This window comes from Streptomyces sp. NPDC020747, from assembly GCF_044334695.1.
Taxonomy (GTDB): Bacteria; Actinomycetota; Actinomycetes; order Streptomycetales; family Streptomycetaceae; genus Streptomyces.
Genome location: NZ_JBIRTJ010000016.1, coordinates 276,502 through 290,620, shown reverse-complemented (window position 1 = coordinate 290,620; position 14,119 = coordinate 276,502). Strand labels below are relative to the sequence as shown.

Below are 14,119 nucleotides of genomic sequence, written 5' to 3'. Positions count from 1 at the left end.
TTGGCGACACACTCGTTCCACACCCAGCGGCATCGGTCCCACTCCGCCACCAGGGCCGTACGCGCCGTGGACGGCACACGCAGCCGGTAGGTGTAACGGGCATGCCCCGCCTCCACAGCACTCACCTGCGTCATCTCGCCCCCTCACCGCCCCCACCGGAATGCTGCGCCGTCTCGAACCCCGCAAGGGACCATATGTACGACAGCCGCACACACGCACCCCGATCCCACAGTCACCACCCTGACCAGCGACCACCGGCACATGTGTTCGCACCCTCGACGATGCCGGCAGCGATGCGGGGCGCTCCGCGCCCTGAGGCGGTTGCGGCGACACTCCGCGTCGCGACACCCGGACGCGATTCCTCCCCGACGTGAACGCCGAAGCCTCCTCGCACGAAGCAGGTGAAGCGGGTCACACGGTCTCAGCTGTCGAAGCCGAGCCCCAGCCGGTCCATCGTCCTCAGCCACAGATTGCGCCGGCCGCCGTGCGCGTCCGCCCGCGCCAGGGACCACTTGGTGAGCGCGATCCCCGTCCACGCGAAGGGTTCCGGCGGGAACGGCAGCGGCTTCCTGCGGACCATCTCCAGCGACGTACGTTCCGTGCGCTCCCCCGACAGCAGGTCGAGCATCACGTCGGCGCCGAAGCGGGTGGCGCCGACGCCGAGGCCCGTATAGCCCGCCGCGTAGGACACGCGGCCCCCGTGGGCCGTTCCGAAGAAGGCCGAGAAGCGGGAGCAGGTGTCGATCGCGCCGCCCCAGGCGTGGCTGAAGCGCACGCCCTCCAACTGCGGGAAGCAGGTGAAGAAGTGCCCGGCGAGCTTCGCGTACGTCTGGGGCCGGTCGTCGTACTCGGCGCGCACCCGGCCGCCGTACGGGTAGACCGCGTCGTAGCCGCCCCACAGGATCCGGTTGTCGGCGGACAGCCGGAAGTAGTGGAACTGGTTCGCCGAGTCACCGAGTCCCTGCCGGTTCTTCCAGCCGATGGAGGCGAGCTGGTCGGCGGTCAGCGGCTCGGTCATCAGCGCGTAGTCGTAGACCGGGACGGTGTACGAGCGCACGCGCTTGACCAGGTTCGGGAAGATGTTCGTGCCGAGGGCGACCCGGCGGGCGCGGACACCGCCGTACGGAGTGCGTACGGCCATCCCGGCGCCGTACGGCCTGAGGGTGAGCGCGGGCGTGTTCTCGTACACCCGGACACCCAGTTCGAGGCAGGCCCGCTTGAGGCCCCAGGCGAGCTTGGCGGGGTGCAGCATGGCGACGCCGCGGCGGTCGTGCAGGCCCGCGAGGAAGGTCGGTGAGTCGACTTGTTCCCGTACTGCCTCGGTGTCCAGGTACTCGACTCCGTTCGCCAGGCCGCGGCGCTCCAACTCCTCGTGCCAGTCGCGGAGTTCGGCCGCCTGGTACGGCTCGGTGGCGACGTCGATCTCGCCGGTGCGCTCGAAGTCGCAGTCGAGGGCGTAGCGGGCGACGGTCGCCTCGATGCCGTCGAGGTTGCGGGCGCCCAGCTCCTCCAGCCTGTGGATCTCGTCGGGCCAGCGGGTCAGGCCGTTGGACAGGCCGTGGGTGAGGGAGGCGGCGCAGAAACCGCCGTTGCGGCCCGAGGCGGCCCAGCCCACCTCGCGGCCCTCGACCAGGACCACCTCGCGCCCGGGGTCGCGCTCCTTGGCGAGGAGCGCGGTCCACAGCCCGCTGTAGCCGCCGCCGACGACGAGCAGGTCGCAGGTCTCGGCGGTGGTGAGGGCGGGCTCAGGGCGGGGCCTGCCGGGGTCGTCCAGCCAGTACGAGAGCGGCTGGGCGTCGGAAAGCGACTTCGCCCAGTTCTTGTCGCTCTGATTTTTTCTACGGCTCATGGCGCTCGGGGCCATGATTTCAACTCCCAACAGAATTGCTGCGGTTATGCCTTCTGGCGGTTTCGGCGGTTGCCGATGACCATTCCGGCCAGCACGAACAGTACGGCGACGATGAACATGGCCGTACCGATGACATTGATCTGAACGGGTGTTCCGCGCTGGGCCGAGCCCCAGACGAACATGGGGAAGGTGACGGTCGAGCCCGCGTTGAAATTGGTGATGATGAAGTCGTCGAAGGAGAGCGCGAAGGCGAGCAGCGCTCCGGCGGCGATTCCGGGGGCGGCGATGGGCAGGGTGACGCGGACGAAGGTCTGCACGGGACCGGCGTACAGGTCCTGGGCGGCCTGCTCCAGCCGCGGGTCCATCGACATGACACGGGCCTTGACGGCGGTGACCACGAAGCTCAGACAGAACATGATGTGGGCGATCAGGATCGTCCAGAAGCCAAGCTGTGCGCCCAGGTTGAGGAAGAGCGTGAGCAGCGAGGCGGCCATGACGACCTCGGGCATCGCCATCGGCAGGAAGATCAACGAGTTCACGGCGCCGCGCGCCCGGAAGCGGTAGCGGACGAGCGCGAAGGCGATCATCGTGCCGAGGACGGTCGCGCCGAGGGTCGCCCAGGCCGCGATCTGCAGGCTCAGCGAGAGTGAGCCGCACAGGTCGGCGACCCCGCAGGGATCGGTCCAGGCGTCCGTGGAGAACTGCTGCCATTCGTAGTTGAAGCGCCCCTTCGGATTGTTGAAGGAGAACACCGTGACGACGATGTTAGGCAGCAGCAGATAACCGAGGGTCAACAGACCCGCGATGACGACGAGACGGCGTTTGAGCCAGCGTACGAGGGCCATCTAAACCAGATCCTCCGTCCCGGACTTGCGAATGTAGAGCGTGACGATGGCCAGAATCCCCGCCATGAGAATGAACGAGAGAGCCGCGGCCGTCGGATAGTCGAGAATCCGCAGGAACTGCGTCTGGATGACGTTTCCGACCATGCGGGTGTCGGTGGAGCCGAGCAGATCGGCGTTCACGTAGTCACCGCTCGCCGGGATGAACGTGAGCAGCGTCCCGGAGACGACACCGGGCATCGACAGCGGGAAGGTCACCTTGCGGAAGGTCGTGAAGGGCTTCGCGTACAGATCGCCCGCCGCCTCGTGCAGCCGCCCGTCGATCCGTTCGAGCGAGGTGTAGAGCGGCAGGATCATGAACGGCAGGAAGTTGTACGTGAGACCGCAGACCACCGCGAGAGGTGTGGCCAGCACGCGGTCGCCGGCCGTGATGCCGAGCCAGCTGGTGACGTCCAGGACGTGCAGCGAGTTGAGGGCGCCGACGACCGGGCCACTGTCCGCGAGGATCGTCTTCCAGGCGAGCGTACGGATCAGGAAGCTGGTGAAGAACGGCGCGATCACCAGGATCAGGATCAGGTTGCGCCAGCGGCCCGCTCGGAACGCGATCAGATACGCGAGCGGATAGCCGAGCAGCAGGCACAGGATCGTGGCGGTGCCGGCGTACGCGATGGAGCGCAGGAACTGGGGCCAGTAGTCGGCCACCGCGTCCCAGTAGGTCGCGAAGTGCCAGGTGACCTTGTAGCCCTCCTCCAGGGAGCCCGTCTGTACGGACGTGGAGGCCTGGTAGACCATCGGCAGCGCGAAGAAGACGAGCAGCCAGAGGATGCCGGGGAGCAGCAGCCAGTACGGAGTGAGGCGGCCTCTTCTACGAGGCGCGGGCTCCTCGGGAGCGGGTGTGGGCGCCAGGGGTGGCGCGTCGGTGACGGTGGTCATCAGGCGGCCTCTTCCCCGACCGTCTCCACGCCCGCGTCGATGTCCTGGGCAGCGTCCAGGCCGAAGGTGTGGGCCGGGTTCCAGTGCAGGACGACCTCGGTGCCGGGCACCAGCCGGGGGTCGCGGTCTATGTTCTGGGCGTAGACCTCGAACTCGGGGCAGACCGGGCTGTCGATGACGTACTGCGTGGAGACGCCGATGAAACTGGAGTCGGCGATCGTGCCGGTGATGCGGTTGCGGCCCACCGGGATCTCGCCCGCGTCGTCGGCGTGCGTGAGCGAGATCTTCTCGGGGCGTACGCCGACGAGGACCTTGCCGCCGGTCGTCGTGGGCGCGGAACACCGCGCGGCGGGCAGGACGAGCTTGCCGCCGCCCGCCTTCAGGACGATGTCGTCGCCGGACTTGGTGTCGACCTCGGCCTCGATGAGGTTCGAGGTGCCGAGGAAGTTGGCGACGAACGTGGTGTTCGGGTTCTCGTAGAGGTCGGCGGGCGAGCCGAGCTGCTCGACACGGCCCGCGTTCATCACGGCGACCGTGTCGGCCATGGTCATGGCCTCCTCCTGGTCGTGCGTGACGTGCACGAAGGTGATGCCGACCTCGGTCTGGATGCGCTTGAGCTCCAGCTGCATCTGGCGGCGCAGCTTGAGGTCGAGGGCGCCGAGGGGCTCGTCGAGGAGGAGCACCTTGGGGGTGTTGATCAGCGCGCGGGCCACGGCGACGCGCTGCTGCTGGCCGCCGGAGAGCTGGTGCGGCTTCTTGCGGGCCTGCTCGCCGAGCTGGACCAGCTCCAGCATGTCCTCGACCTGCTTCTTCACCGACTTGATGCCGCGTCGGCGCAGACCGAAGGCGACGTTCTCGAAGATGTCGAGGTGCGGGAAGAGCGCGTACGACTGGAAGACGGTGTTCACCGGCCGCTTGTACGGCGGCAGGTTCGTCACGTCCTGGTCGCCGAGCCGGACCGAGCCGGAGGAAGGTTCCTCCAGACCGGCGATCATGCGCAGCGTGGTGGTCTTGCCGCAGCCAGAGGCGCCCAGGAGGGCGAAGAACGAGCCCTGGGGCACGGTCAGGTCGAGGGGATGGACGGCGGTGAAGGAGCCGTAGGTCTTGCTGATTCCGGAGAGGCGGACGTCACCGCTGGTGTCTGTGTTCTTCATGGTCACGGTGATCACGCTCCCGTCAGCTTTGCGAACTTCTCTTCGTAGGCCGTCTCTTCCTTCGTGCTCAGGGAGCGGAAGGAATGGGACTTGGCCGCCATGGCGGCGTCGGGAATGATCAGCGGGTTGTTCGCCGCCGACTCGTCGATCTTCGCCAGCTCGGCCTTCACGCCGTCGACGGGACAGACGTAGTTGATGTACGCGGCGAGCTGCGCGGCCGGACCGGGCTCGTAGTAGTAGTCGATGAGCCGCTCGGCGTTGGTCTTGTGCCGCGCCTTGCCCGGGACCAGCAGGTTGTCCGTGGAGGTCAGATAGCCGCTCTCCGGGATGACGAAGTCGACGTCCGGGCTGTCGGCCTTGAGCTGGACGACGTCACCGGCCCAGGCGACGCAGGCCGCGAGGTCGCCCTTGGTGAGGTCGGAGGTGTAGTCGTTGCCGGTGAAGCGGCGGATCTGGCCCTTGTCGACGGCCTTCTGGAGGCGGGCGATCGCCGCGTCGAAGTCGTCGTCGCTGAACTTCGCCGGGTCCTTGCCCATGTCGAGCAGCGTCATGCCCATGCTGTCCCGCATCTCCGACAGCAGGCCTATGCGCCCCTTGAGCCTGGGGTTGTCGAGCATGTCGGAGAGTGACTTCACCTCCACGCCGTCCAGCGCCTTCTTGTTGTAGGCGATGACCGTGGAGATACCGGTCCAGGGGTAGGAGTACGCGCGTCCCGGGTCCCAGTCCGGCGTACGGAACTGCTGGGAGAGGTTGGCGTACGCGTGCGGCAGGTTGGAGGCGTTCAGCTTCTGCACCCAGCCGAAGCGGATGAGCCGGGCGGCCAGCCAGTCGGTGACGCAGATCAGGTCGCGGCCGGTGTCCTGGCCCGCCGCGAGCTGCGGCTTGAGCTTCCCGAAGAACTCGACGTTGTCGTTGATGTCCTCGGTGTACTTGACCTTGATGCCGGTGCGTTTGGTGAACTCGTCGAGCGTGGGGTGGTGCTTCTCGCTGTCGTCCACGTCCATGTACTCGGTCCAGTTGGAGAAGTTGATCTGCTTCTCCTTGGCCGAGTGGTCCTCGGACGAGACGCCCGCGGTGTTCTTCGCCGCGGGGATCCCGCAGGCGCTCAGCGTCCCGAGCCCGCCAAGGGCGAGTGCGCCGCCGGTGCCGGTACGCAGCAGCGAACGGCGGGTGAGGGAGGCCCTGCCGTTCCTGAGGCTGCGCCGCATGGCGGCCAGCTGGGCCGAGGACAGGCTGTCGGGCTCGTACTGCTCCATGCTCGTGGTGCCCTTTCGGGAGGGTCGGCCTGGTCTTGGCCGGTGACGACTAGCGGTCCCCGAAGATCGTGCGGTGCCAGTCCTTCCTGGCCACCGCGGTGTTGTCGAACATGACGTGCTTGATCTGGGTGTACTCCTCGAACGAGTACGAGGACATGTCCTTGCCGAAGCCGGACGCCTTGTAACCGCCGTGCGGCATCTCGCTGATGATCGGGATGTGGTCGTTGACCCACACGCAGCCCGCCTTGATCTCGCGCGTGGCACGGTTCGCGCGGTACACGTCACGGCTCCACGCGGAGGCGGCCAGGCCGTACGGGGTGTCGTTGGCGAGCCGGATGCCTTCGTCGTCGCTGTCGAAGGGCAGGACGACGAGGACGGGGCCGAAGAGCTCGGACCGCACGATCTCGCTGTCCTGCGCGGCGTCCGCGACCAGGGTGGGCCGGTAGTACGCGCCGTGCTTGAGGTCCCGCGGGATCTCGCCGCCGGTGACCACGCGCGCGTAGGAGCGCGCCCGGTCGACGAAACCGGCGACGCGGTCGCGCTGGGCGAACGAGATGAGCGGCCCGAGGTCGGTGTCCGGCGCGAACGGATCGCCGAGCCGGACGGTCGCCATCAGGTCCGCGGTCCTGGAAACGAACTCTTCGTAGAGGGGCCTTTGTACGTACGCGCGCGTGGCGGCCGTGCAGTCCTGGCCCGTGTTGATGAGGGAGCCCGCCACCGCGCCGTGCACGGCGGCCTCCAGATCCGCGTCGTCGAAGACCACGAAGGGCGCCTTGCCGCCGAGTTCCAGGTGGAGGCGCGTGACGGTGGCGGTGGCGATCTCGGCGACGCGCTTGCCGACCGCGGTGGAGCCGGTGAAGGAGGTCATGGCGACGTCGGGGTGCCCGACGAGATGCTCACCTGCGTCCTTGCCGGCCCCGGTGACGATGTTGACGACACCGTCGGGGATGCCCGCCCGGGTGGCTGCCTCGGCGAACAGCAGCGAGGTGAGCGGGGTGAGCTCGGCGGGCTTCAGGACGATGGTGTTGCCCGCGGCGATCGCCGGGAGGACCTTCCAGGCGGCCATCTGGAGGGGGTAGTTCCAGGGCGCGATGGAGCCGACGACACCGATGGGTTCACGGCGTACGTACGAGGTGTGGTCGCCGGAGTACTCGCCCGCGGACTGGCCCTGCAGCTGCCGGGCGGCGCCCGCGAAGAAGGCGGTGTTGTCGATCGTGCCCGGGACGTCGAACTCCCGGGTCAGCTTGATCGGTTTGCCGCACTGGAGCGACTCCGCCTGCGCGAACTCCTCCGCGCGGTCGGCCAGCACGGCGGCGAAGCGGTGCATGGCGTCCGAGCGCTCGCCCGGGGTGGTCGCGGCCCAGCCCGGGAACGCCTCGCGGGCGGCGGCGACGGCCGCATCCACGTCCGCGGTGCTCGCCAGCTCGTACGTGTATACGTCGTCGCCGGTGGCCGGGTCGACGACCGCGTGGGTGCGGCCGGACGTGCCCTTCGTCAGTCGGCCCGCGATGTACTGCGCGCCCGCCTCGAAGCGGTCCTGTGCCTGGAAGCGATGGCCCGGATTGTGCATGTCGCTCTCCTCCGCCGTCCTCCCCGTGCACCGGGGGTCGGCGTAGCTCCAGCTCGATTTGAGTGCCGATCCTGACAGAGCAATGCCCCTCCAACAAGTGATTCCGTTGTTGCCTTTTGGTTACGCGACGGAATCTGTCGACCAGGTGTCGAGTTCCCTTGAAAAAGGAGGGACGAAGTGTCAGTGGTGCCTGCCAGACTCGCGTGCATGGGGAAGATCGATTCACGGGACGCGCTGGTCAGTGCGGTCCGGTCGGGGGAAAGAGTCAAGTACCTGCACTTCTGGGGGCACCGGGCGCGGGCCGACGGGCAGGTGGGAGCGGGCTGTCTGAGTCAGTGGTGGCCGTCGCCGTTCACGGTGGACGGAGTCGAGTACCGGACGGCCGAGCACTGGATGATGGCGCGGAAAGCGCGGCTGTTCGGTGACGAGCGGGCCGAGCGGGCCGCTCTCGACGCCCCGAATCCCGCGCTCGCCAAGAAGGCGGGGCGGCTGGTGCGGGGGTTCGACGAGGCCGCCTGGGAGCGGGAGCGGTTCGAGATCGTCGTGGAGGGCAGCGTGCGGAAGTTCGCCTCGGACGGCGAACTTCGGTCGTTTCTGCTGGGCACGGGGGAGCGGGTGCTTGTCGAGGCCAGCCCTGTCGACCGGGTGTGGGGGATCGGGTTGGCGACGAACGACGACCGCGCGTTCGATCCCGAGCGGTGGAGGGGGCCGAACCTGCTGGGGTTCGCGCTGATGGAGGCGAGGGGTCGGTTGCGGGCTCTTTGAGGGCTGCGGGTGGGTCGGGGCTGAGTGCGCAGTTCCCCGCGCCCCTGAGGTGGGTGGGGCTCGGGTTGGTTGTTGGGTGCGGGTGTTCTGGGGTTGCTCGCGCAGTTCCTCGCGCCCCTAAGAAGCGTGGGGCACCCTGCGCTTTTAGGGGCGCGAGGAACTGCGCGCTCAGCCGAGGTCGGCCCGCACTCGGCACTCGGCGTCAAACCCGACCCACCCCAGGGCCCCGCCCACTCGCAGGTCAGCCAGTGACCGTCAGGGACGTGTTGAAGCCGTCGTTCACGGATCCCGAGTCGCTTTCGGAGTCGTCGGGGACGATCAGGAACACCACCACGAAGGCGATGGCCAGGGCTATCCCGACGGCACCGCAGATGATGCCGGCCAGCGCCTGGCCGGGATTCGTGGCCTCGCCGCGACGCGCCTTCCCGCGGCCGATCGCGCCGAAGATCACCGCGAGGATCCCGCAGGCGAGGGCGACCGGCCACAGACAGAAGCCGACCGCCGCGATGATGCCGAGCACGAGCCCGGCCGTGCCCAGCCCGTTGCTGGGCGCCATGGGCATCCCCGGCCAGCTGTAGCCGGGACCCCCGCCGGGGCCACCGTAGGCGGGGTATCCCGGGTAGCCGTAGCCGTACGGCATCTGCCCGGGGCCCTCGGGCGCGATGGGCGGCGGGGGAACGGAGGAGCCGGGAGCGGGGTGGGGGTGGGGCCCGGCCGGGGGCGCGTACGGGTGGGGCGCTCCTCCAGGAGGCCCGAAGGGGTTCGGCGGGGCCGAGGCGACCGGCGGCGCGAACGGGTTGGCCCAGGGCTGCGGGCCCGAGGGAGCCGCAGGGCCCGAGGGAGCCGCGGAGCCTGAGCCGGGAGGCACCGGAGTGCCCGGTCCCGCACCCGCACCCGCACCCGCACCCGGAGCCTGCGGCAGCCCGCCCGGCAGCGATGTCACCGTCTGCTGGTCGTGCACCGAAGGCGGCGTCGGGCCGGCCCCCTCTCCAGGGGCCGCGTCCGTCGGCGGGGCCCAGGGGTTCGGCTCGGCGGAGGCGGACGGCTTGCTCAGCGGGACCTTCGCCGCGGGAGCCGCGTCCTGGGGGCGGGCCCCCGATTCGTCGCCGGCCGCCGCACCCGGTGTCTGCGCGTCGTCGGACATGCGCGGAGTCCCCTCTGTCGTACGTAGCGTCATGCTACGGCCCGGGCCTCCCCTGCACGGACCGCGTCCTACGATGATCCCTGAACCATCGATCAGCCGATCACCCGCGTCCGCCGGACACACGGCCGGGCGCCGTTCCCGGGGAGGAACCCTTGACCGACCACCACGACCTGCACGCCTTCATCGCCGGACTGCCCAAGGCCGAACTCCACGTCCACCACGTCGGCTCAGCCTCCCCCCGTATCGTCTCCGAACTGGCCGCCCGCCACCCCGACTCCAAGGTGCCCTCGGACCCCGAGGCCCTGGCCGACTTCTTCACCTTCACGGACTTCGCCCACTTCATCGACGTGTACCTGTCCGTCGTCGACCTGATCCGCACCCCCGAGGACGTACGTCTGCTGACGTACGAGGTCGCCCGGGACATGGCCCGTCAGCAGATCCGCTACGCCGAGCTGACGGTCACGCCGTTCTCGTCGACCCGTCGCGGTATCGACGAGGGCGCCTTCATGGAGGCGATCGAGGACGCGCGCACGTCCGCCGAGGCCGACTTCGGGACCGTGCTGCGCTGGTGCTTCGACATCCCGGGCGAGGCGGGACTCGAATCCGCCGAGGAGACGGTCCGGCTCGCCACCACCGACAAGCTCCGCCCGGAGGGCCTGGTCTCCTTCGGGCTCGGCGGACCCGAGATCGGCGTGCCCCGGCCGCAGTTCAAGCCGTACTTCGACCGTGCGATCGCGGCCGGCCTGCACTCCGTGCCGCACGCGGGCGAGACGACGGGACCGGAGACGATCTGGGACGCGCTGACCGATCTGCGCGCCGAGCGCATCGGCCACGGCACCAGCTCCGCCCGGGACCCGAAGCTCCTCGCGCACCTCGCCGAGCACCGGATCCCGCTGGAGGTCTGCCCGACGTCCAACATCGCCACCCGCGCGGTCCGCACGCTCGACGAGCACCCCATAAAGGAGTTCGTCCGGGCCGGAGTCGTCGTCACGATCAACTCCGACGACCCGCCGATGTTCGGCACCGACCTCAACAACGAGTACGCGGTCGCCGCCCGCCTCCTCGACCTGGACGAGCGGGGTCTCGCCGCGCTCGCCAAGAACGCCGTCGAGGTCTCCTTCCTCGACGACGCCGGCAAGGCGAAGCTCGCCGAGGACATCGACACGTACACCTCTGACTGGCTCGCTCCCTGAGCCGACGCGGAGCCAGCACAATGGGCCCATGCGTACCGTGACAGCCGTGGCCCATCGCGGCGACCCCTACCGCGTCCGCGAGAACACGATCGACTCCCTGCGTTCCGCGCTCCAACAGGGCGCGGACGCCGTGGAGATCGACGTCCGGCTCACCCGCGACGGCGTGCCCGTGCTGCTGCACGACAGCACGCTGAAGCGGCTGTGGGAACAGGACCGGCCGTTGCTGTCGCTCTCCTCGGACGAGGTGCGGGGCCTGACCTCCGGCGGTGTTCCCACGCTGGAGGAGGCCCTCAAGTCGACGGACGACGGCCGGTTCATGGTCGACCTGCCGGGTCCGGCGGACGCGCGTGCCGTCCGCCGGATCGTCGGCGTCATCCGTGACCTCGGCGCCGAGGAGCGCGTGTACTACTGCGCCGGCGCCGACACCATGCTCGCCGTCCGCGCGGCCGACCCCGCCGCGGAGATCGCCCTCACCTGGACGACCCTCGCGCCCCCGCGGCCCGCGCTGCTCGACGCGGTGCGGCCCCGGTGGCTCAACTACCGCTTCGGGCTTGCCGGTCGCGACACGATCGCCCGTACGCATCGCGACGGGTATCTGGTGTCCGTGTGGACGCCCGACACCCGCCGCTCCATGCGGCGCCTGCTCGACGCGGGCGTCGACTCGATCACCACGAACCGCATCGACACGCTGTGCGCCCTGCGCAAGGGTCCAGAAGTCTAGGAAGAGGGCTGCGCGAACTGCAGTGGCGGGGCGATCGCCTGGGCGTCCGCCCCTTCCCCCACCCACAGCCCGATCAGCAGCGCCGCCGTCGCCTCCAGCAGCCCTGCCCGGTCCAGGCCGCCCGCGTTCAACGGCTCGCAGCCCAGGTCGCGTACGAGCCGGTGTACGACGGTCAGCGCGGCCTCGTCGTCGCCGCACAGCGGGACCGCCAGCGGGCGGCCGTCGAAGACCGGCGGGGTCAGCCGCCAGACGTCCTCGTGGCAGAGGTTGAAGGCCTTGACGACGGGCGCGCCCGGGGCGGCGGAGGCGATGCGCTCGGCAGCCGCGGGCCCGCCCGCCGTGAGCAGGGCGAAGCCCGGGCCCACCGGGTTGGTGCAGTCGATCAACACCCGCCCACGGAGCACCTCCTCAAGACCGGCGACCACGTCGACCACCGCCGTGTACGGCAGTGCCAGCAGCACCGCGTCCGTGCCGAACTCGGCCGCCTCCCTCAACCCGCCCGATCGGCTTCCCGCGAGCACCTCGTGTCCGGCCCGCCGCCATTGCGTGCCGAGCGCGTCCGCCATGCCGCCCGTGCCGAGAATCCCTATCCGCATACGCCTCTGCCTCCGGTCCGTGGGTCGATCTCCCACGACACTAGGAAGCCGCTCGGGCACCATTCGGTATGTGAGCACCGAACCGTTCTTCCTCGCCGACTGCCGCGCCCGGCTCGCCTTCGACCTGCTCTCCAACACCTGGAACGCCGTGGTCCTCTGGGCGCTGCGGCACGGGCCCCGGCGGCCGGGTGAACTGCGTGAACACATCGGCGGGATCAGCCAGAAGGTCCTGACGGAGACCCTGCGGCGGCTGGAGTTCAACGGTCTGGTCGTGCGGCGCGCGTACGCCGGGTCGCCGCCCCGGGTGGAGTACGAACTCACCGCGCTGGGGCGGACGTTGCTCGACCCGATCGAGACGTTCGGGGCATGGGCCTTCGACCACGGGGACGAGGTCATGGCGGCCCAGGAACGCGCAACTAGCCCTTCAGCTCCGACTTCTGACGGACCGTCGTCGCGTCGGTCGGGGTCGAGCGGGTGACGTACTGGGGAATCGGTGCCGTGTCGTCTCCGGTGTCGCGGACGAGGCCGTAGCGGATGGCGCCCTGGGCGGGGCCGGTCATGACGTCCTCGGTCACGGCGTCCCGGTTCGACGGGAAGACGGTCAGCCCGTAGTCGGCGCCCCGCTCGTTCTGGACGAGGGTGACGGTGCCGTCGACGTAGAAGTACTCGTTCTGCCACATCTGCTGGGTGCCGGCCGGCAGGACGGCGTAGCCGACACGCGGCCCGCCCATGCCGGAGGTGTAGCCGTCGGCGTTCTCCGCGAAGGTGTCGTCCATCCGGCGTCCGCCACCCGACGCCACGTGGAACAGCTTCCCCTTGAGGCCGGTCCAGGCCGGCATGACGAGGGCGCCGGGCCGCGACTTGGGGGAGATCTGCCAGCGCACCAGCACATAGCCCTGGCCGCTGAGCGTCACGTTGTCCCCGCGGTGCTGCATCACGGCCTTGGGTCCGCCGGTGCTGGTGAGCCCGGACTCGGGGCGGCGCGGCAGGTCCGCGGGGCGCGCGTTCGGGTCCGGGGCCCTGTCGAGGGCGTCGACGACCGTGCCGTACAGGTCCGTCCGGGTTCTGCTGGGGGACGGTGACGGGCCGCGCGTCGCGGTGGGGCTCGGTGCCTTCGGCCGCGAGGTGCTCGCCGCGGTGGGGGGCGCGGCGGCCCTGGGCGGCGCCGAGTCCGGCTGAGTGACGACGTACGCGCCGCCCGCGACGATGGTCGCCCCGGCGGTCATGGCGACGGCGGGCTTGGTGAGCGCGGCGGCGACCTTGGCGGACCAGCCGACCCCCGTGGCGGCGGTCGTCGCGGCGGCCGCCGTCTTGCCGCCGAGGGCGAGCGAGAGCGTGAAGCCGACCGGGATCGGGACGAGCGCGAGCCCGACGAGCAGCCGTTCGGCCGGTACGACCGCCTCGCCGGGCGCCGCGCAGTGGCGGCAGCCCCGGATGTGCCGGGCCAGCCGTTTGCGCCACACCGAGTCGGGGCGCCCCTCCCAGCGGGCGGTCAGCTCGCGCAGTTCGGGGCAGGACGAGTCGAGGGCCCGCACGATGCCGCGCGCGGCCTCCAGACGGGCCTTCATCCGCTGGACGCGTACGGCGGTGTGCTGGCGGCTGATGCCGACGGCCGCCGCCAGTTCGCGCCGGGTGAGTTCGCCCGCGACCTCCAGCCACCACAGCGACAGCAACTGCCGGTCCTCGTCGTCGAGCCAGCGCACCGCCTCCGCGACCTCGCGCCGCTGCCCCTCCAACTGGAGCCGCAGCACGGTTAGTTCGGCGAAGTCGGTGGCTTCCTGGGCCGTGTCGTCGGCCAGTGACTCGGAGGTCCGGCGTCTGGCCCGGTCGCGTATCTGCCGCATGGCGATGGCGACCAGCCAGGAGCGGAAGCTGTCCGGATCACGCAGCGTGCCGAGGTTGTCGACGGCCCGCAGCATGGTCTCCTGCACGACGTCGTCGACGTCGGCGTGACCGTTCAGCGCGCGGCCGACGATGTTGTAGACCAGCGGCAGCCAGCCCTCGACGAGTTCGTCGAGCGCGCGCCGGTCACCGGCCTGCGCCGCCGCGATCGTCGTACGCCACTGCCGCCCGTTCACGTACGTTCCTTCCCCAAG

Annotated in this window: 12 protein-coding genes and 2 pseudogenes; 4 read left to right on the top strand and 10 right to left on the bottom strand. The window is 70.0% G+C overall.

Annotated elements, in window-relative coordinates; translation table 11 throughout:
• From ACH4YP_RS36345 to ACH4YP_RS36315, 7 genes and pseudogenes are all read right to left on the bottom strand, one after another.
• Positions 1 to 134 (bottom strand): annotated as a pseudogene (locus ACH4YP_RS36345) (RNA-guided endonuclease TnpB family protein); the annotation flags it as partial.
• A 287-nt stretch (positions 135 to 421) separates the two neighbouring features.
• Positions 422 to 1,864, bottom strand: a complete 1,443-nt coding sequence (locus tag ACH4YP_RS36340; RefSeq protein ID WP_398495151.1) for an NAD(P)/FAD-dependent oxidoreductase — start codon at positions 1,862 to 1,864, stop codon at positions 422 to 424.
• Positions 1,865 to 1,893: 29 nt separating this feature from the next.
• Entirely contained in the window at positions 1,894 to 2,694 is an 801-nt protein-coding gene (locus ACH4YP_RS36335; RefSeq protein WP_055617187.1) for an ABC transporter permease, read from the bottom strand.
• A complete protein-coding gene (locus ACH4YP_RS36330; protein ID WP_398495148.1) occupies positions 2,695 to 3,624 on the bottom strand; it encodes an ABC transporter permease in 930 nt (309 codons plus the stop codon). It abuts the gene before it with no gap.
• The gene (locus tag ACH4YP_RS36325) at positions 3,624 to 4,778 is read right to left on the bottom strand and encodes an ABC transporter ATP-binding protein (RefSeq protein WP_398495146.1); all 1,155 of its coding nucleotides are present in this window, start codon (positions 4,776 to 4,778) and stop codon (positions 3,624 to 3,626) included. Before ACH4YP_RS36325 ends, ACH4YP_RS36330 begins: the two co-directional genes overlap by 1 nt.
• 11 nt (positions 4,779 to 4,789) lie before the next feature.
• Complete coding sequence (locus tag ACH4YP_RS36320) at positions 4,790 to 6,034, bottom strand: spermidine/putrescine ABC transporter substrate-binding protein (RefSeq protein WP_361062301.1); 1,245 nt, start codon at positions 6,032 to 6,034, stop codon at positions 4,790 to 4,792.
• Positions 6,035 to 6,083: 49 nt separating this feature from the next.
• On the bottom strand, positions 6,084 to 7,604 hold the full coding sequence (locus tag ACH4YP_RS36315) for a gamma-aminobutyraldehyde dehydrogenase (RefSeq protein WP_398495144.1): 1,521 nt from the start codon (positions 7,602 to 7,604) through the stop codon (positions 6,084 to 6,086).
• Between the two features lie 207 nt (positions 7,605 to 7,811).
• Here ACH4YP_RS36315 and ACH4YP_RS36310 point away from each other — a divergent pair, with 207 nt between their 5' ends.
• Positions 7,812 to 8,369, top strand: a complete 558-nt coding sequence (locus ACH4YP_RS36310) for an NADAR family protein (RefSeq protein WP_398495142.1) — start codon at positions 7,812 to 7,814, stop codon at positions 8,367 to 8,369.
• Positions 8,370 to 8,610: 241 nt separating this feature from the next.
• On the opposite strand, the gene ACH4YP_RS36305 is transcribed toward ACH4YP_RS36310, so the two are convergent.
• Positions 8,611 to 9,513, bottom strand: a complete 903-nt coding sequence (locus ACH4YP_RS36305) for a DUF4190 domain-containing protein (protein WP_398495140.1) — start codon at positions 9,511 to 9,513, stop codon at positions 8,611 to 8,613.
• 99 nt (positions 9,514 to 9,612) lie between these two features.
• Here ACH4YP_RS36305 and ACH4YP_RS36300 point away from each other — a divergent pair.
• Both ACH4YP_RS36300 and ACH4YP_RS36295 read left to right on the top strand, forming a co-directional pair.
• Positions 9,613 to 10,706 (top strand): annotated as a pseudogene (locus ACH4YP_RS36300) (adenosine deaminase).
• 28 nt (positions 10,707 to 10,734) lie between these two features.
• Entirely contained in the window at positions 10,735 to 11,427 is a 693-nt protein-coding gene (locus ACH4YP_RS36295) for a glycerophosphodiester phosphodiesterase (protein ID WP_361062155.1), read from the top strand.
• Here the strand turns inward: ACH4YP_RS36295 and ACH4YP_RS36290 are convergent.
• Positions 11,424 to 12,023, bottom strand: coding sequence for an NADPH-dependent F420 reductase (locus ACH4YP_RS36290; protein ID WP_398495138.1), 600 nt, complete (start codon positions 12,021 to 12,023; stop codon positions 11,424 to 11,426). The two genes, ACH4YP_RS36295 and ACH4YP_RS36290, sit on opposite strands and share 4 nt — an antisense overlap.
• A gap of 70 nt (positions 12,024 to 12,093) precedes the next feature.
• Here ACH4YP_RS36290 and ACH4YP_RS36285 point away from each other — a divergent pair, with 70 nt between their 5' ends.
• Positions 12,094 to 12,501 (top strand): helix-turn-helix domain-containing protein, encoded by a 408-nt coding sequence (locus ACH4YP_RS36285; protein ID WP_361062160.1) that lies wholly within the window; start codon positions 12,094 to 12,096, stop codon positions 12,499 to 12,501.
• Here ACH4YP_RS36285 and ACH4YP_RS36280 read toward each other — a convergent pair.
• Positions 12,440 to 14,101: an RNA polymerase sigma factor gene (locus ACH4YP_RS36280; RefSeq protein ID WP_398495136.1), complete on the bottom strand. Its 1,662-nt coding sequence runs from the start codon at positions 14,099 to 14,101 to the stop codon at positions 12,440 to 12,442. The two genes, ACH4YP_RS36285 and ACH4YP_RS36280, sit on opposite strands and share 62 nt — an antisense overlap.
• Positions 14,102 to 14,119 lie beyond the last annotated feature (18 nt).